12 protein-coding genes are annotated in these 18175 nt (G+C 56.5%); 4 read left to right on the top strand and 8 right to left on the bottom strand.

The annotated features are described in order from the left end of the window. The coding region (locus tag B5G34_RS16500) for an S-layer homology domain-containing protein (RefSeq protein ID WP_204245975.1) at window positions 1-2163 on the top strand (2163 nt) is incomplete at its 5' end. Between the two features lie 169 nt (window positions 2164-2332). On the opposite strand, the gene B5G34_RS16495 is transcribed toward B5G34_RS16500, so the two are convergent. Beyond that, a complete protein-coding gene (locus B5G34_RS16495; protein WP_087340137.1) occupies window positions 2333-6727 on the bottom strand; it encodes an exo-alpha-sialidase in 4395 nt (1464 codons plus the stop codon). Window positions 6728-7097: 370 nt separating this feature from the next. Then, the gene (locus B5G34_RS16490; protein WP_087340134.1) at window positions 7098-7754 is read right to left on the bottom strand and encodes a Crp/Fnr family transcriptional regulator; all 657 of its coding nucleotides are present in this window, start codon (window positions 7752-7754) and stop codon (window positions 7098-7100) included. 246 nt (window positions 7755-8000) lie between these two features. Between B5G34_RS16490 and B5G34_RS16485 the strand changes: the two genes are divergently transcribed. Further along, entirely contained in the window at window positions 8001-8567 is a 567-nt protein-coding gene (locus B5G34_RS16485; protein WP_087340131.1) for a 6-carboxytetrahydropterin synthase, read from the top strand. Window positions 8568-8755: 188 nt separating this feature from the next. Here the strand turns inward: B5G34_RS16485 and B5G34_RS16480 are convergent, their stop codons facing one another. The 3 genes from B5G34_RS16480 to B5G34_RS16470 form a co-directional block, all read right to left on the bottom strand. Beyond that, window positions 8756-10213, bottom strand: a complete 1458-nt coding sequence (locus B5G34_RS16480) for a recombinase family protein (protein ID WP_162609510.1) — start codon at window positions 10211-10213, stop codon at window positions 8756-8758. Window positions 10214-10391: 178 nt separating this feature from the next. Then, the gene (locus tag B5G34_RS16475; RefSeq protein WP_087340124.1) at window positions 10392-12011 is read right to left on the bottom strand and encodes a DUF927 domain-containing protein; all 1620 of its coding nucleotides are present in this window, start codon (window positions 12009-12011) and stop codon (window positions 10392-10394) included. Then, window positions 12008-12361 (bottom strand): hypothetical protein, encoded by a 354-nt coding sequence (locus B5G34_RS16470; protein ID WP_087340120.1) that lies wholly within the window; start codon window positions 12359-12361, stop codon window positions 12008-12010. Before B5G34_RS16470 ends, B5G34_RS16475 begins: the two co-directional genes overlap by 4 nt. 377 nt (window positions 12362-12738) lie before the next feature. Between B5G34_RS16470 and B5G34_RS16465 the strand changes: the two genes are divergently transcribed. Beyond that, a complete protein-coding gene (locus tag B5G34_RS16465) occupies window positions 12739-14616 on the top strand; it encodes a hypothetical protein (protein ID WP_087340117.1) in 1878 nt (625 codons plus the stop codon). A 1-nt stretch (window position 14617) separates the two neighbouring features. Here the strand turns inward: B5G34_RS16465 and B5G34_RS16460 are convergent, their stop codons facing one another. After that, complete coding sequence (locus B5G34_RS16460) at window positions 14618-15217, bottom strand: recombinase family protein (RefSeq protein WP_087340114.1); 600 nt, start codon at window positions 15215-15217, stop codon at window positions 14618-14620. 121 nt (window positions 15218-15338) lie between these two features. Here B5G34_RS16460 and B5G34_RS16455 point away from each other — a divergent pair, with 121 nt between their 5' ends. Beyond that, window positions 15339-15995, top strand: coding sequence for an HI0074 family nucleotidyltransferase substrate-binding subunit (locus B5G34_RS16455; protein WP_087340111.1), 657 nt, complete (start codon window positions 15339-15341; stop codon window positions 15993-15995). A 101-nt stretch (window positions 15996-16096) separates the two neighbouring features. Here B5G34_RS16455 and B5G34_RS16450 read toward each other — a convergent pair whose 3' ends face one another. Both B5G34_RS16450 and B5G34_RS16445 read right to left on the bottom strand, forming a co-directional pair. Next, a complete protein-coding gene (locus B5G34_RS16450) occupies window positions 16097-17014 on the bottom strand; it encodes a class II glutamine amidotransferase (RefSeq protein ID WP_087340108.1) in 918 nt (305 codons plus the stop codon). Beyond that, window positions 17014-18126, bottom strand: coding sequence for an amidoligase family protein (locus B5G34_RS16445; protein WP_140397282.1), 1113 nt, complete (start codon window positions 18124-18126; stop codon window positions 17014-17016). The genes B5G34_RS16450 and B5G34_RS16445 overlap by 1 nt, the downstream gene beginning before the upstream one ends. Between the last annotated feature and the right edge of the window lie 49 nt (window positions 18127-18175).

The raw sequence follows: 18175 nt of genomic DNA, 5'->3' as shown, positions 1-18175 counted from the left end.
GGTGGCGGCGGCTCCGGCGGTGGCAGCTCCGGCGGCAGCGGTTCCGGAGAACCTGGCGGCGGCGGAACCGGCGGAACCAGCGGCAGCAGCACCAACGGCAGCGGCGCAAATGGTACCGGCGGCAGCGGCGGATTTGACCAGCAAAACAAACGCACCACGCAGGAAACCGGCACAACCCCAACAATTGACCCCTCCGGCTATGTCTATGAGGCGGTGCCCTCCAACCGTCTGGCGGGTGTAAAAACCACTCTGTACTACAAGGAAGATGAAACTGCTACGGCTGAACTTTGGGATGCTTCTGACTACGATCAGGAAAATCCGCTCTATACCAATGACGAAGGTATGTACCTGTGGGATGTTCCTGTGGGGCTGTGGCAGGTAAAGTACGAAAAGAACGGCTACAAAACGCCCTATTCCGAGTGGCTGCCCGTCCCGCCGCCCCAGACTGAGGTCAATGTGGGCATGGTATCGACTGCCGCGCCGAAGGTGGAAAGCGTCACCACTTACACCGACCGCATGGAGGTGGTCTTCAGCCAGTACATGGACATTGAAAGTGTGCAGAAGGCCATCACCCTGGACGGCACCGAGGTCCTTGTCACACCTCTGGACGCGGAGTACGATCTGGAGCAGGAACACCAATATGCCACCCGGTTCTCCGTTGTGCCGGAAAACGGCCTGTATGAAGGAACTCTGACCGTTACCGCCAGCGCCCAAAACTATGCGGGTACTCCCCTCTCGGAAGTCAGCACCACAACGGTGTCCACCCCCGTACAGCGTCCTACAGGCATTACGGTGAAAGGAACTCCCGCGGTGGTAATCCATCAGAGCACACAGCTCATCCTGACACTTGAGCCGGGGATTGAAGGGCAGAATCTGACCATCGAAAATCTGACCCCCAGCCTGATGCACGTATCCGGCCAAAGCGTTACCACCGATTCTGATGGACGCGCCTCCATCACGCTGTCCGGAACCCTTCCCGGCACTGGTCAGCTCCGTGTTACGGAGCCGGTTTCCGGCCTGACCCAGACGATTTCCGTGCAGATCGTCATGACGGAAGCGGATTTGCCCCACCAGCCGTCTGAACCGGAGCAGCCTCAGGCGGTCACCGCAGCTCTGCCGGACGGCACCCCCGTCACCTCGGGGATGACGGTAACCGCCGGCACTCAAATCACCCTTACCACCGCCACCCAGGACGCGGTCATCCGCTATACCCTGAACGATACCTGTCCCTGTACGGAGGAGGCTTTGGTGTATTCCAGCCCCATCACCATTACCGGCAACACGGTGCTGCGCGCTGCCGCCCTGAAAGACGGGGTATACAGCGACACCATTCGTCTGGAGCTGACTGTCACCACCACGGAACCGGAGCCGGAATCTCCCACCGGCGGCTCCTTCTCTTCCTCCGGCAGCTATCTGGTCTCCGTGGACAAGACCACCGGAGGCAAGGTAACCGTCAATCCCGGCCGTGCCGACAAGGGCGACACCGTCACCATTACCGTGAAGCCCGACGAGGGCTACGTACTGGATGACCTGACCGTCACCGCCAAGAACGGCAGCTCTGTGAAACTGTCCTACAAGGGAGACAACAAATACACCTTCGATATGCCCGGCAGTCAGGTTACCATTGAGGCCGCCTTTGTGAAAGAGGACAGCCAGACCATTGACCTGCCCTTTACCGATGTGGCGGAGAACGACTGGTACTGTGGGGCGGTGGAATACGTCTATGAAACCGGCCTCATGAACGGCACTTCCGCTACCGCGTTCTCTCCCGTTATGACCACCAGCCGGGCCATGATCCTGACCATTCTGGCCCGCTACGACGGCGTGGACACCTCCACCGGCTCCGTCTGGTATGAGGCGGGCGCTGCCTGGGCCATCGCCAACGGTGTGTCCGACGGCACCAACCTGGAGGCCAGCCTGACCCGTGAGCAGTTGGTCACCATGCTGTGGCGCCTGATGGGCAGCCCCGCTGCCGAAGGCAATCTGTCTGCCTATCCTGATGGCACCTCTGTAAGCCCCTGGGCCGTTGACGCCATGGTCTGGGCCATCAATCACGGCGTGATTACCGGTAATGGCGCGGGCGAGCTGAACCCCTTGGGCACTGCCACCCGGGCCGAGGTCGCTACGATCCTGATGCGTTTCGACCAATTGCAGGCCCGGTAAACCACACCGGCATTTCTTGCATGAACCAAATGACCCCGGTGAGCGCACACAATGCGTTCACCGGGGTCGTTTTCGTGGATAAATAATATGCTCGAGCCACAAAAAGGCCGCCGTCTCCATGTATAACAAGCACAGAGGCGGCGGCCTTAGACTGCTGTTTGGTTAGAAATCAGCTGTTGTTTGCCACAAACCGCATGAGGATGGTGGCCACCTCAGCGCGGGTAGCGGTACCCTGGGAATTCAATTCTCCGGCGCCGTTGCCGGTGAGGATGCCATTCTCCACGGCCCACACCATGGCACGGATCGCCCAGTCGCTGACCTCATCGGTGTCGGGATAGCCGGTCAAATCCTTTTCCAGCACAGGGCTGCCCACCAGGCGCCACAGCATGGTGACCAGCTGCTCACGGGACACCGTGCCGTCCAGGTTGGTGCCGTCGGACACGCCGTTGGTTACCGCCCAGGCGGCGCCCGCCTCATACCAGGTATTGCCGCTGGTGGTATCCACGCCGTTATAGCGGGCCAGGACGGTGACGATCATCGCACGGGTCATGTTGCCTGCGGGGGTGAAGGTGACGTCGCTGGTGCCGTTGAACAGCTCACGGCTGGCCGCGAAGGTCACAGACTCAGCCGCCCAGTGGCTGTCGGGCACATCCACAAATTCCTTGGAATTGTCCACAATCTTCACGGTATCGCCGTCGGAGAGGATGACGGTCACACCGTTATCGGTGGTCAGCGTGTTCTTGATCACTTCCTCGGAACCGTCGGCATGGACCAGAACAGCCACGGTACCGGTGGTGACCCGCCGGACGGGGATCTCCACCTTGGCGGTGGTGTTCCGGGGCAGGTCCACGGTGATGGTGGGCGCCTCATCGCGGTCGGCGGTGGCCCGCACCTCAGGCATGGGCAGGGTCACTGCCTCACCGTCCGCGTCCTCCACCACAGCGGCAGGCAGCGTTACCTGCGCTTCCACCTTGCCGTCCTCGTCCACCTTGGTGACAGAGGAGGAACCGTCCTTGTTGTCCACAGTGGTCTGGCTGGAGCCGTCGGGATTCTCCACCACTTCGGTCTTGTTGCCGGTCTTGTCGGTAGCGGTGGTGGTTACAGTGCCGTCCTTCTTGGTCTCAACCACCTCGGAGGAGCCGTCCGGGTACTTGGTGGTCTCGGTAACGGTGCCGTTGGGCTTGGTCACGGTGGTGGTGGTGGAACCATCGGGGTTCTTTACGGTCTCCGTCTTGTTGCCGGAAGAGGAACTGCCGGAGGAAGATCCGCCGGAGGAGGAACCGCTGCCGGAACCATCGTTGCCGTCGTCGGAACCATCGTCGCCGCCGTCACCGGGCTCCTGGGCCGGGATTCCCAGATCAGAGCAGGAAATCACCACAAAGGTGCTCCGGCTGCTGGCAGCCTCATACAGTACGGCAATGGAGCCGTCGGTCAGCTCGGTCAGGCTGGAGTAGCCGTAGGACACGCCGCTGGCGGTCACCTCATAGGTGTGGACCAGCTCCATGGTCTTGTCCTCATTGACCGTGAAGGTATAGATCTTGCCGTTGGTGCGGCTGTTGGCGCTGCCGGCGGCGGTGGACACCAGAATGACGTCCTTGCCGTTCAGCTGCCGGGAGTAGGTGATGGCGGAGAGCTGGTTGTTGTAGGTCTTGTGGACGCCGGTATCCACGGGAGTGCCGGCCTCCCAGCTTTGGCCGTTCCAGGTGTGGTCGGTGTAGTACAGGGTGGCGTAGCTGTCCCGGTAGAAGTGACGCACGGTAGTCTCGTCGATCTGGACCAGGCAGCTCTCGCTGGACCAGTGGCCGGAGCTGGTGGCATCCTCAGAGCGGTGCCAGATCTCGCCGCCGTCGGTGGAATAGACAAAGCTGGCGATCTGGTTGCTGAAGGTATAGGCGGGCAGGATGATGGTGCCGTCCTCCAGGCAGAGGCCGGCGCCGGGGCCCACGCCGTAGAACATATCTTTCCCGGTGCGGACCTGGGGATTCAGGATGGTGGGGGCGGACCAGGTCTCGCCGCCGTCGGTGGAGGTCACCAGCCACAGGTAGGTGGCGCAGCGGGCGTGGAGCTGGGCGTTATAGAAGAACACGTTCTGCTGGACAAATTTACTGCTGCCCAGCTGCTGGCAGTAGATCTTGTCCTGCTCCGGGTTCTGGGTAGTATCGCTGTAGTAAAGGTAATAGTGGTCGTCCACGTAATAGCCGGTAGCCGAGTCATCCGCCGCATTATAGACCTGAGCGTAACCATTGACAAAGTCGCCCACATAGCAGGCGTAATTGGTATCCGTCTGCTCGCTGGCATTGCCGGAGAGATAGAGCACCAGCCGCTGCACGCCGTTGATCTCCACATAGCCGGTGGCTCGGGCAGGCTGCATAGGAGCCGTGTTGATGGCCACACCGCCGGGGAAGAGGTCCACCAGCAGATAGATGGTACCATCCTTGCCCTGGACCATCACCGGATCGATGAAAGCGGTAGCGTAGCTCTGCTTGGCATCCACGCTGTCCCCGAAGTAGTTGGGGAAGGAGTAGTTCCAGGTCTCGCCGCCGTCGTCGGAATAGCTGAGGATGGTGTCCAGGGCGCAGGCGTCGCCCAGGTGGTTCCAGCGGGCGTCAATGGCGGCCAGGATACGGCCACTGTCCAGGGTTATAATGGAGGGGATGCGGAAGTTGTTGCTGCCGCCGGTACCGGGGGCAAAGGGCTCGTCCTGAGTGGTGCCGGAAGCGGGGATCAGATCCTCCACTTCCACCGTTTCGGCGGGCACCTCGGTCTGCTGGAAGAAGCGCAGGCCATAGCCGGTGCTGCCGGTCAGGAAGGTGGCATTGCCGGAGGGGTCGAAGGAGAGATAGGTGCTGCCGGAAGCCATAGTGTACAGCCCGGTCTCCTTATCCAGCGTGATGGTCAGGACTACCGCCTGGGCGGAGGTGGCAAAGTTGGAGGAGCTGGCCTGGGACAGATCCAGATAACGGCCGCTGTCCACACTCCGGACGGTATAGCCGCCCTCCACAGTGGTGATGGTCCACAGCTGGGTAGAATCCGCATACTTGCCACCAGTAAGAGTCAGCTCATTGCCGCTGACCGAGCCGGTAACCTTGTCAGTCTTGCCGCTGCCGGTGTGGTAGAGGATGCGGTTGCTGCTGCCGCTGTCGGCCTCATTGGTATAGATGGCGTACACCGCTCCGGAGTCGATGCCGTTGGTATCCTGGATATAGGCGGTAGCGGTGGGTACGCTGTCGGGAGGCGTCAGCTGGCGCACCAGGGCGTCCAGAGCGTCCTCCAGGGCGGCGCAGGCCTCGTTGACCTGGGCCTGGGTGGCAGTATCATCGTCTGCCACACCCTGAGCCGCAGTAAGGGCGTTCTGGAGGGCGCTCCAGCTGTCGGCGGTGTAGTCCGCTTCGTTCAGGGCAGCGGCCTCGTCAATGGCCGCGTTCAGCGCGCCCTTGTCCACGGGGACGGTAACGCCATCCTGAACATAGAGGTAGATGGGGAAGCTGTCATTCTTTCCACCGTTGGGACCCCAGAAGTCGGTGATATTGCCGGGATACTGGGACCAGTCGCTGCCTTTCTGATTAAAGCTGAGCAAGCGGCCGCTGGTGGTGTTTTTAATGGTCCACAGGCCGTCCTCATCTGCCGAAACGGACAGGGCAGTGTAGTCTGTGCTGAACATTTTGCTGCCCAGGGCCAGGCCGTAGTTCCCGGAACGGAAGGTGTAGCCGTCACCGCTGGTGTTGACGGTAATGCGGAGGTCATCCACATCCACCGACGCACCGCCGTTCAGATAGGCAGCGGTGACGGTATCCCCGCTCACCGTGAGGGTGGCGGTGCAGGCACCGTTAGCCCCTTTCAAATCACCGGAGCTCACGCTAGTTCCCGCCTGGTTGATGTACAGGGCATAGAGGTTGTCCTCGCTGTCCTTGGTGACAATCAGGTAATACTTGGAGGTGTCCAGACCACCGGCGGGCATCTCCGTCAGCTGGGTGTAGCCGGGGATGGCCAGGGGATCGGTGGGTTCGGGTTCGGGCTCGGGCTCCTCTGTTTGCTTGAACAAGCGCAGGCCGTAGCCGGTGCTGCCGGTCAGGAAGGCTCCGTTGCTATTGGGGGCAAAGGAGAGATAATTTTCTCCGGAAGACATGGTGTACAGCCCGGTCTCCTCATCCAGCGTGATGGTCAGGGGCACAGCCTGGTCTGAGGTGGCAAAGTTAGAGGAGCTCGTCTGGGAAAGGTCCAGATAGCGGCCGCTGTTTACGCTCTGGACGGTGTAACCGCCCTCCACAGCGGTAATGCTCCACAGCTGGCGGGAGGCGTCAAAGCCGCCGTTCAGAGTCAGCTCATTGCCGCTGGCCGCGCCGGTGACCTTATCGGTCTTGCCGGTACCGGTGTGGTAGAGGATGCGATTTTTGCTATTGTCGCTCTCGCTGGTATAGATGGCATACACCGCGCCGGAGTCAATGCCGTCCTCATCCAGAACATATGTGATGTCGCCGGGCGCGGCCAGAGCCGCGGGCAGCAGCGCCATGAGCATGCACAGGGTGGTAAACAGAGCCAGGGCGCGTTTCCAGTTTTGTTTCATCCGTGGTTCATCCTTTCACGGGTTAATTTTGATTTTGACTGTACGGTCGCTTCTCCTCCACACCCCCTTAGCGCACCGCCATTGGTATGTTATGGGAAAACATGGTGTTACTTTTCATTATAGACAGAAGGAAAGATTTTGTCATTATGGGATGTCAAATAAAATTTCCTTCACAATGTTGTGTATTTTCACAAATTTATTTTTATTTTGGTCACCATTTTTAGGCCCATGTCCTGTTTTGCAGTCTCCGCATAACGCTCCCTGTCTCCCCAGCAGCATTTTGATCTTCCAACCATTGGGAGGCCGCAAAATCCTCATAAACTAAATGCCAAAAATTCCCCTGTACCATGTACGGTACAGGGGAACTCCATTAACGACAGATGCCTTCCAGTTTTTCCTTGTTCAAAATGGTGATCATACCCCGGGAGAGCTTCACCATACCCTCATCCTGGAAATCCCGCAGTGTCCGGGTGATCACCTCCCGATGGGAACCCAGGTGATTGGCAATGGCCTCGTGGGTAATCCGCAGGGTGCAGGTTCCCTCAATAGCGGCTTCCTGCAGCAGAAAGGACGCCACCCGTTGATCCATGCTCTTCCACATGAAATGCTCCATCCGGCCCATAACCTCGGTAAACCGTCTGGCCATCAGCTCATTGGTGTAGTTGGCCACCGCCGCAGACTGCACCATAAGCGCTTGGTAGACGTCAGCCGGGATATTCCAGAACTCTGTGTCTTTTTCTGCCTGTATGGTCACCTCAAACTGGATGGAGCGAATCACACAGGGCGCGCAGAACAGGCACAGATCCCGGTCAAACAGGCGGTAGATGGTGATTTCCCGTCCCTCCTCGGAATAAACCAAGGCGCGCAGCTGTCCGGAACGGATGAGTACGAGCCCGGAGCAGCCTGTACCGCTGCCGCGCAGGAGGGCCCCTTTCTTCACCTTCTGGTAACTCAGGGAATCCAAGAGCAGACGTTGCTGATTGGGCTGCAATTGGTCCCAGATGGGAAAATAGTGTTCAAAACTCATGGCGCGCCCTCCTCATGGTGCCCCCAGTATACGGGAGCGCATGGCGGGCTGTCAACCGGGCAGAGAAAAGAATCGGCCAGTGCCGCCCAGATGTGCAAAGAATATTTTTCTAAAATGCGACTCAGCGTGATTTGATCACAGACATAGTCCTACCTTTTCTGTATGCTTAACACAGAACACAGGGTTGCAGTTTACGCATCCGTTCAATTGAAATATATGTTCTATGAATAGCAAGGAGGTTTTTCTATGAGAAGCATTACCACATTGGATCTGCAATACGCTCACCGGTTTTATGGATTCAAAGGCGAAGCCCAGTATCTTCACGGCCACACCGGCGTGCTGACCATCGAGGTGGAAGATACCATCGAGCCCGGCGTCAACATGGTTTTCCCCTGCAATGAGATTCAGAAGACCGCCTGGTCTGTTCTGAAAAACTTTGACCACGCGCTGATTCTGCGCGAGGACGACCCCCTTCTGCCTGCCGTTTTGAAGGTATACGAGGAGCAGGGGATCCGCAACGGCGCCCCTCAGAACCAGATGAAGGGCCCCGCTTTCCAGACCGAACTGGCCACCGCTTATCCGGAGTGCCGCCTGGTGGTCACCAAGGAGACCCTGACGGTGGAAGGCATGATCAAGATTGTCTACGACCTGCTGAAGGACAAGCTGAACATTGCCAAGATCACCTTTACCAGCGGCGTCAACGCTGCCTCCGCCGAATTCGAGACCCATAATCAGATCGACCGCTGCCCCCTGTGCGGGATTGCCCTGAACGAAAATGGCGTCTGCCCCAAGTGCGGCTATAAGAAGAAATAACCAGCCGTTGCTTCAGTTGTCCCAGAGGCAGCAAGATTAGCACTTGGAAGCATGAAAAAAGGAACCCACCGGAAGATGTATGGGGCATGTATCGCTGCCGCATCTCTTCCGGTAGGATCCTTTTGGTTTGTCTGGGATAGCATCATCTTCAGAAAAAAGGTATGAGTCCGCAGATCTTTGCTGCGGGCTCATACCTTCCAGATGACCTCCGCCGTTTCACCGGACAGGCGGATCTCCTCGATGAACTGGACTGCCACCAGTTTTTTCTGTTCAAAGGTCAGCGGACCAAATCTCAGATGCTCCGGCTTTGCCCGGGACACCTTGCGCAGCTTGCTTTGATGCTCCAGCAGCTCCCCCCGCTGCTTCTCCAGCTTTTCAATGGTCCGGTTGATATAGGGCATGGTCAGTTCGCTGCTCTCGGCCAGCGCAGAGATAAGCCGTTCAATCTTCTGATCGATCTGTGCCAGCGCCTGAGCCGTCTCCTGGTCCTCTGCCGGATCCGCTGCCGTATCCGGGCATTCCGCCAGCAGTCTTTCCAGCTCCGTTTCCACAGAGGCCTCCAGCGTCCGGAGATCTACCCGGATCGAGGCATCACAAAGCCCCAGATTGGAGCGGCCACTGCAGATCAGATAGTACCTGTCTTTGTCCCGGTTGACTTTGACGCTGTATCCGCAGCACCCGCACTTCAGCAGCCCGGACAGCCAGGTGTGCTTTCCCCGGCCTGAGCCGCCCAGCTGACGGTTGGCATTCAGCTTATACTGACATTGCAGCCACAGAGCGGATGGAATCAGTCCGAAATGGGTGGACAGGGAAAAGTGCTGTTCTTTCAGGTCCTGGTACTTGCCGGCGCTCCGATCCCGCTTTCCCACCACCATGCCGGCGTGGAGCCCGTCAAACTCCTCCAGCCGGTTGGCGAAATTGAGCCCCTTTCCCTGATAATAAAGATAGACATCCTCGTCCGCCATGACATATAATGGACTATGTAGTAACCGGGACAGGGACACATTGTCCCATACGGCCCGCTTGGGCGCCGGGATACCGTCCGCATTCAGGGCCCGGGCCACGCTGCCCAGGCTGGCCCCCTCCCGGGCATAGTCCTGGAAGATCCGCTCCACCACGGGCGCCTGTTCATTGGGCAGCAGCCCGGGGAGCAGGTTTCCATCCGGCCCCGGCAGCTTGCCGATCATAAAGCCATAGGGGGCAGGACCGCCGGGCCAGGCGCCCAGCTTGGCCCGCTGATAATAGTTGTCCCGCACCCGCTGGGCGGTGGTCTCCCGCTCCAGCTGGGCAAAGACCATGATGATGTTCAGCATGGCCCGCCCCATGGGGGTAGACGTGTCGAAGGTCTCATTGATGGAGACAAACTCCACATCGTGCTTCTTCAAGATTTCCCACAGCCGTCCAAAGTCGGCGATGGAGCGGGAGAACCGGTCCAGCCGGTAGACAATGATCTTTTGGATCTGGCCCCGCTCCACATCCTCCATCATGCGTTGGAAGGCCGGGCGATTGGTATTCTTGCCGGAATACCCCTTGTCCTGATAGATCTGGACCTCTTCCCCCGCCTTTTGACGGCACAGATCAATCTGCCCCTGAATCGAGAGGCTGTCCGCTTTGTCCACGGACTGCCGGGCATAGATCGCGTCCAAAGCGGACACCTCCTTTCACCTCTGGATCTCTTGTACCCCTATCAAGTAGTAGCCCGCCGCCTGCGCAGCGCTGTCACACAGGCACGGTAGACGGCCAGCAGGGCAGCCGTGCGCTGGTCCTCAGGACGCTCCGAATGCGGATGCAGATGTACTACCTTCAAATCGATCTCCTCCTGTCTCAAGATCGTGCAGCTTCTTCCAGCCGGTCCAGTCGGATATGGTAGACCCTGGGAAATCCTTTTGCTACTTTTACTGTGTTGGCGTTGTCCCTCTCGTGTGTGACCAGCACCCCGGCAGACTTCAGCTCTCTCCCTATCCTATTCCGGCTGATCCCCCGATATCCATCCTGCGCCGAGATGAACTGTTCTGCCAGGCCGGGCGGGAGTAACAGTTCCTGGCCTTGGATGACCGCGTAGCCCTCCTTCAGCTTTTTCAGTTTTTGCTTCACGGGGATTTCTTGGTGCTGGATCCCCAACAACAGCAGACGTGGGATGGACGCTTTTGGGATCGTGGATTCGATGCGGTCCAGGATCTGCCGTTGCTTTTTGTTCCAGGTCTCCAGTCTTTGATCAAAGAAACCGATAGCCTCACCGTAACCGGTTTCATTTGTCGCACCTGTCTCCACAGCAAAGCGCATGAAACGCTCAAAGGCCCACCGCAGGCAGAACAGCCCGGTATCCAACCGACTCAGACGCTTCGCTTCTATTTGGGCTTGGTAACGCTCCCGCAGCAGCTGTGCCTCCTGCTCATACCGGGGAACAAACCATTCCAGGAAGGCGGACAAAGCCCCCGCGGCAATGATACGGTCATCTGTCCGCCCGCCTTTCATGGGATGGTCCAGGGGTACGATGATACAGCGGGTCACATCGGAGATCGTCTCCATGTCAAACTCTGCCGTGATGGCTACCCCGGCCTCAGTGGATGGAATTAACCCATGTTCGCCCGCTTTGGTCCGTACGGCCCCCTTGTTGGAGGCCTCCCGGATGGCTTGCGCACCAATTTCCAACCTTTTGCGCTGGGCATTCTTTCCTGTTGAGAGGCACAGATCGTCCAGCACAACAGGCAGATCCCGGGCCGCTCGCAGGTTTTCCCGAAAGCCGGCCATGGTGCTTCCCGCCTCGGTAATGAGCGCAGGGCGGCCGGTATCGCCTTGGTCGTACACCGCGAAAAAGTGCTTCACGGTCTCGGTTTTTCCCAGCCCAGACCGTCCGCTGACGTAGAGTACACTGGTGAGCGGGATCCCGCACTCCAGAACCAGGCTCTGGAGTGCGGTCAGGATCCCGAATGCGAAGACAGGGATGGCAACCGGGCCGTTGGCCTGGAGGCGGTTCAACAGTTCCTCTGCCTGCCATCCCGATTCATACCGGGCCGGCTCCAAATGCAGGCAGGCAATGTCCGGTGAAAAGACCGCGTCGATCTCACCTCCTCCGATCAGCCGGTCCCCGGCTACGAATACGACTCTCTTCTCCAACCGGTGCAGCCCTGTCTGGCTGAAGGCAAGACCCCCTTTCTTTTTCTGAAGATATTTCGAGATGCCCTCAGAGAGGCAGGCGGAGAGCTCATCCCGGTAACTGCCCCGATAGAGACAGAGATCGGGATGCCGCTTCAGAAACTCCAGCTTGGCGATGCACTCCGCCGGAATCCGTTCCTGATAGCACCCAGCGTCCGAGCGCAAATTCAGGTCAATGAACGCCAGGTGCCCACAGTTCGGTCCATCCGCCCAGCGATAGACTTGGGTGACCGTAAAATCGAAATTGCATAGCCGTTTGCCGTCACGACAGGTTCCGATTCCACTCACAAAACCACCTCCCAGTCCGAGAGAAGGTTGCGGCGGATCCAATAAAGTTTGCCATTCATCCAGACACCCCTTCTGTTGTCCTCTGTGGATTCCAAGGACCGCTCCAGCAGCTCGCACAGCCTCTGATTGGTACGGTCCATCACAGCGATAGCTTGGTAAAAGTGGGGGATCAGTTCCCGATTGATTTCAGCGTGCTTCGGTGCCTTCCCTCCCTTCTTGGCCTTCTTTTTGGTTTTTTTCCGCTGCTTGGACTTTTGGGACGTCCCCCACTCGATGTAGGGCCTCACTGCTTTTATGCCCAGGCTGGGGGACATAGTGGTTTGCTTCTCGGTCGTAAAACCTTCGAACATGGTATCTGCTCCTTTCCGTTTGGTCTGCCTCCATTGTACCGAATGTCCCCCTAATTCTCGAATCTGCAAATACGGGAATATAAAATCAAAAATTGTTTCATTTTTCTTTATATAGTTCCATTTTTTGCACCTTTAAACTCTTTATCGTGGCTTGTTTTGCGCTTGGGATTTATTGGAACATTATGACAGTCCTCTCTACTTGGTTTGTCTATATCGTACATAAATCGGCTCTTAATGGCGCATTTGCAAATAGGAGACGGTAAAACCGAAACATTTTTTCTGTACCGAAATATTTTTCCTGTATGATCGTTTTTTATTATTTATAGTTGCATATTCTGACGACCTCTATATGTGCAGCAAAGGTTAGGATGGGTTTTATGGCAATGAGGAGACTAACACCGTCGGCCAGGGCACAGACGATGCTGAATAATACGCCAATTCTTCAAACGGATCCTCGATACCAAGAAGTCTATGATCTGATCAGTGATTTTCCCAAACGAATCAAGCAGAAAGCTCCGTTATGTGATAAATTACTTTCTTTTGAGAGATGGTTGAGAGACTATACAAACGCCTCGTTTGAGGAGCGGCTTGATATATATTTCACTTTCTTGAGTGAAGACGGGATCCTTTATACTGATGACAGGGAGCGCCTTGTTACATCAGAAAATAATTTGGCCTATCACAATATGGAATGTTACGCCAATACAAAACGCAGAGAATATTTTTCTGATAGATATTGCTATTCGGAAACAGAAAAGATATTGCGCGAGATGAATGTCATAACGGATCCTAAAATATTTAGGAATATAGATTATGTTACTAGGGCATGGTATTCTATTCGGAATATATATCCTGATATCCCGCTCAAATGGGCATTAGCGTTGGTTGTAAATTTAGTCAACCAATGTAGCGATGAGCACAAAACTGTCAAAGAAATATTTTGGCGCGACGAAGAGGAAAGGCACTATCTCTTTGGCAAGGATGCCAGGACCGTATTGAACCAGTTTACGGAAGAGCCACTTACTGATATCCAGTATGAATCCGCCATATATCTCTGGATCCCCGCTTATTGCACTGCCGAGCATCGGTGGCCTCACATCACAAGCAGAGCACCGAAATATTATCCTGCTATCAACGAAACGATCTGGCAGCGATATCAAGAGATGCTTCAAGCAAAAGAAGCTTTAAAAAAAGCTTTCCTTTCGAATAATCGCTTGAACCAACTGGTCAAACTGAAGGCTGAGATCAAACACCTTTTACATCAGGGATTTGACTTTGACAAAGCTGAAAGTCGACCCGCACACTCCCGGCCGCTACCGCTTTTTATCAAAAATCAGTTAAAAGAGTCTCTCAAGTCCTCAGATCATGCAGATACAGAAGACTTTGAACATACTTGTGAGATCGCTACTCTTCTCTTTCAAAAATTATCTGCTATTGATAAGCGAAAGGGCGCAAGGTACCAAATTTCTGCACTCGTATGGTTTCTCTATCTGACCAAAGGGCGACATCTACTTGCAGACACAAAATGGGATCAGCGTGTCTGCGAATTTGATCTTTCACAGCTAAATTTTGGGGAGCAAAACCTTAATTATTATTGTGACCTTCTTACTGCACTGCAGAGTGTAGTCCCTACTGATAGAAAATCCCGTAATCTACAACGGGAACTCTTCCTAATACTGACAAACTATCCATTGGATCGGATTCAGGATCCAGAATTTTTAAAATTACCTGTGATGAAAGCCTACCAAGCTGTGTGCTTATATACAGACAAGCAGGTGCATTTCGACCCAGCAATCTTGAAGTCATATCCCTGGTTTGGGCCACAGAGAGAAGAGTATGACAGCAAAGGCCGCGTTGAGATCCATTTGCAGATACGAGACTGGCTTATGACGCATCAAAGTTTTCTTGCAAAAGAAAAGAGGAGGTTGAAAAGAAATATCCTACGCAAAGCCGCCGAACAAGAGGCAGAGGTCCAATCGCGTGAGGCCCTGTATTTGGAAACACTGCGCGAAATGAGCACACTCTCAGAAAAGCGTTCTCTGGGTGAAGACGATCTGCTTCACCGAGAGAATCCGGCAATGCATATTGCAAACTCCGGTTTGCCAGATAAACTTCCTGATGTCAGCAATCAAGATATGCGAAATTATCTGCGCCCTTGCATCGTAGAATATCTGGCGTTATCATTGCTGCGGGAAGAACTTGCAGAGAAACTCAAATCCGGATTGGAAGTTATTTTGCAGCGCGAAATCAAGTAAACTATCCGGGAAATCCGGGATTTTTCCCGGATTTCCCGGATTTCTTTTTCGGAACAATGCACTTTATGCGCCGGTAGAAGGTCGCCTTGCTCATCCCGAGCTTCTTCATCGCCTGCACGGCTGTGATGTGGCCAGCGCGCCATTGGTCGATCACAGCATCCAAATCGTCCGGTTGTATCGGCTTTCGTCCCTTGTATTTCCCCTGGGTCTTGGCGATATCGATCCCCTCCCGCTGACGCTGGAGGAGGTACGCCCGCTCCAGCTCGGCCACCGCGCCAAACACAGTGAGCATGAATTTCCCGGTGGGGGTGGCGGTGTCGATGGCCTCCTTCTGGGAGATGAAGACCACCTCCTTGGCGGCCAGTTGCTCCACCAGTTCCAGCAGGTCTTTCGTGTTGCGGGCGAAGCGGCTGATGGACTCCACGATGACGGTATCTCCCCGGCGGACGTAGGACATCATCTCTTTCAGCTGGGGCCGCTCAGCGTTTTTGCCGCTCATTTTATCAATATAGATTTGGTCCACACCCAGTGCCTCCATCAGCACCTCCTGACGCAAGGTGTTTTGCTCCTGGGTGCTTACCCTGATATATCCGATTTTCATTGCGGGATCGTTCTCCCTTCAACATGATTTCTGTTTTATTCTGTGGTATACTTTTCTTGTATTGTTGTGTGCGCTTCTCTGTGCTAAGATAGAGGAGCACAAACGCAGAGGAGGGAGCCGGATGGATCGCCTGATCGAAGAGATGAAAGCGGTAGCGGAGCGCTATCATGCCCAGCGGCTGTGCCTGTTTGGCTCCCGGGCCAGAGGGAATTTCCGCCCGGACAGTGACTACGACTTTGCCCTCTGGGGGGTCCCGGCTGCCTGTCAGCCTCAACTGCTGAATGCGGTGGACGACCTTCCCAGCCTCCATAAGATCGATGTGGTGTTTGTGGACGACCACACATCCCAGGCGCTGTTGGATAACATGAAAAAGGACGGAGTGATCCTGATGGACAAGTTTACGATCAAACGGGAGAATTTTGAGAGCGCCCTGCTTCGTCTGAAGGAGGGCCTTGCGGGATACGAATCCGCCTCCGATCCGCAGCTGGCCCGGGACGGTATCATCCAGCGGTTTGAGTTCACCTGTGAGCTGGCCTGGAAGACTACCAGAGAGTGGCTGCTGGACCAGGGCCATGTGGAACTGAACAGCCCCAAGGCAGTGATGCGGCAGGCCTTTGCGGACGGTCTGATCTCCGACAGCGACGGATGGATCGGCCTGCTCAACGACCGCAATATGACTTCCCATATTTACGATGAGAACACCGCCGACCAGATTTTCCGGCGGATTCAAACCTGCTACCTGCCTCTCTTTGAAGGGCTACTGGCAAAGCTGATCTGACAGAACGAGTCCCAATAGGGCGGGTCGGACAAATGAGACGTCTCAAATGTCCGAAACCGACCCTATTGGGAATCTTTTTTACTGTCTCACTGGGGTATACCCTAACGATACCCCTGCCAGCTGGAGATCCCGTACAGCTCATCCTCGATCTCATCGGTGGAATACCCCGCCTCCAGCAGCTCGTCGATGTCCTCCGGCGTATAGCCCAGAGCAGAGGCGATGTTCTTCAAGGTATGCAGATAGCTCCGGTCCGGCTGATACGAGCGGGTACAGGGATGCCATGGGCGATAGATGGGATAGGTTATCGCAAAGTGCCCAGCCGTGGTCAGGCCATGCTTGTCCCATCTCAGGATCTCTCCGTCCGAAACCGGCACCTCCCGGAACGGTTCCCCGGCCAGCCAGGTGCGGTTCACCGCCTGCCGCAGGATGGCCAGAGTGGAGGCGTAGACGTACAGTCCCGGCCGGGGATAATGCCAGATGGTCAGTGGGTTGTCCCCTTTCACCAGATACAGCCGGTCCTTATGGTCCAGCACTGTAAACACAAAGGAGCCCTCCACCGTCTCAGCCATCTCGCTCAGGCTGTCCGATGTGAGGGCTCCCTGTTGTTCCAGCAGCTGCACCGCCACATAGCTGTCCGTCTGGATGCGGGTCTGGGGCAGCTTTCTGCTGTTGCGGAGGCTCCTGTCGTTGTACAGAACTCCGTTATGGGCCAGGGCAAAGTGCAGCCTGCCCACCTTTCCCGCAAAGGGGTGGTTGTTCTGGGGATATTTCGCATCCCCCTGAGTGGTCATTCGGGTATGTCCCATCACCACCCTGGCGTCCCCCGGCACGAAGAAGCGGTGTTTGCGAGCGGGGCCGGGACCCTTGCAGATCTGGAGTCTGCCGCCGCTGTTGTAGGCGATACCGGCGGCATCCGTCCCCCGGGCCTCGCTCTCCGCTGCCAGTGCCCGGATAAGTTTGGTCTTCTGTTTACCGGTGAGATTTCCGTTGTTGTCCATGATTCCAAACAAACAGCACATCAGGCTTCCTCCTCGCTTTCTACCGGCTCATTCACATAGAGCCGCCGTTCCTTCAGATACTGGATGAGCTCCGGCTGGCGGCATCCGGACACAAAGGAGGTCCAGGCCAGGCTTTTCAGCTCCACATCGTTGAGGCAGACCGCACAGCTGCAGACCTGGTCCACCAGCTGCAGCGTAGCCAGAATGGTGTTAGTTTTCAGGGTGCCCCGGAACATCCGAAACTCCACCGTATCCGGGTTTTGCAGATTGACACAGGTGTACCGTCCCCCGTGGTAGCCCTTCTTGGCGAAGTCCAGAATGTCCATGGGGTGCTCCTTGTAGCCATAACGGGCTGCCCAGCGCTCCAGCTGCCGCTGGGTGCGGCGGCTGAATTTCAGCAGCTCCTCCCAGTGCTTCTCGAAGAAGTAGAGCACCCGGGCAATGGCCTGGTCCTGCTCCTGCTGGGTAATCCCGAAAGCAGTGCGGCTTACATGAATGTGGAGGCCGCAGGTGTTTGCCCGATGGCTGCGGTAGCCCAGAGCCAGGGCTTTCTTACAGATCATATCCCAGGGCATGGTGTGGAGCTGCCAGTCCAGGGACAGGGGGTGGGTCACCAGCTCCAGGCCGTCGTCCAGGGAGCCATCGTGCTTGATGTACATCAGTGGATGGTTGGCATTGGCGATATCCAGCAGATCCCGGGCATTGTCCGCCTCCTCGCCGCCCTGATCCAGCTCCAGCTCCACACCGAAAAACCGGGGCCCTTCTCCCTGGAAGATAGGCTCCGGTTTGTAGTAATAGTCATGGATGGGCTTGTCCCGGGACAGGGTATGGAAGCAGTCCAGGCAGTAGGGCCGCTCGTCATATTCGTCCCCCTCCTCATAGTAGGCAGAACTCTCCCGGATGAGAGAGCCGCAGCGGCAGCAGTTGGTGTAGTGGTCGTCAAAACAGTTCTGGCACAGGGGCATATCGGATGTACCCGCGTTGTCGCTCTCCCAGATCCGCTCCCCGCAGTGGCGGCAGAACAGGGTATGGTTGTCCAGACATTGGGCGCACAGGTCCTGGCCGTCGAAGTGGTACAGCTGCTCGGTTGGCAGAGCGGCGCCGCAGAACTCGCAGGTGTGCAGTTCTTTCATAGAAATTCCTCCTTTAAAACGCAAAAAAGCCCCGGGGCTTTCCCCGAGG

The sequence above is a fragment of the Flavonifractor sp. An82 genome (assembly GCF_002159265.1).
Taxonomy (GTDB): domain Bacteria; phylum Bacillota; class Clostridia; order Oscillospirales; family Oscillospiraceae; genus Flavonifractor.
This window is presented reverse-complemented; position numbering and strand designations above follow the sequence as displayed.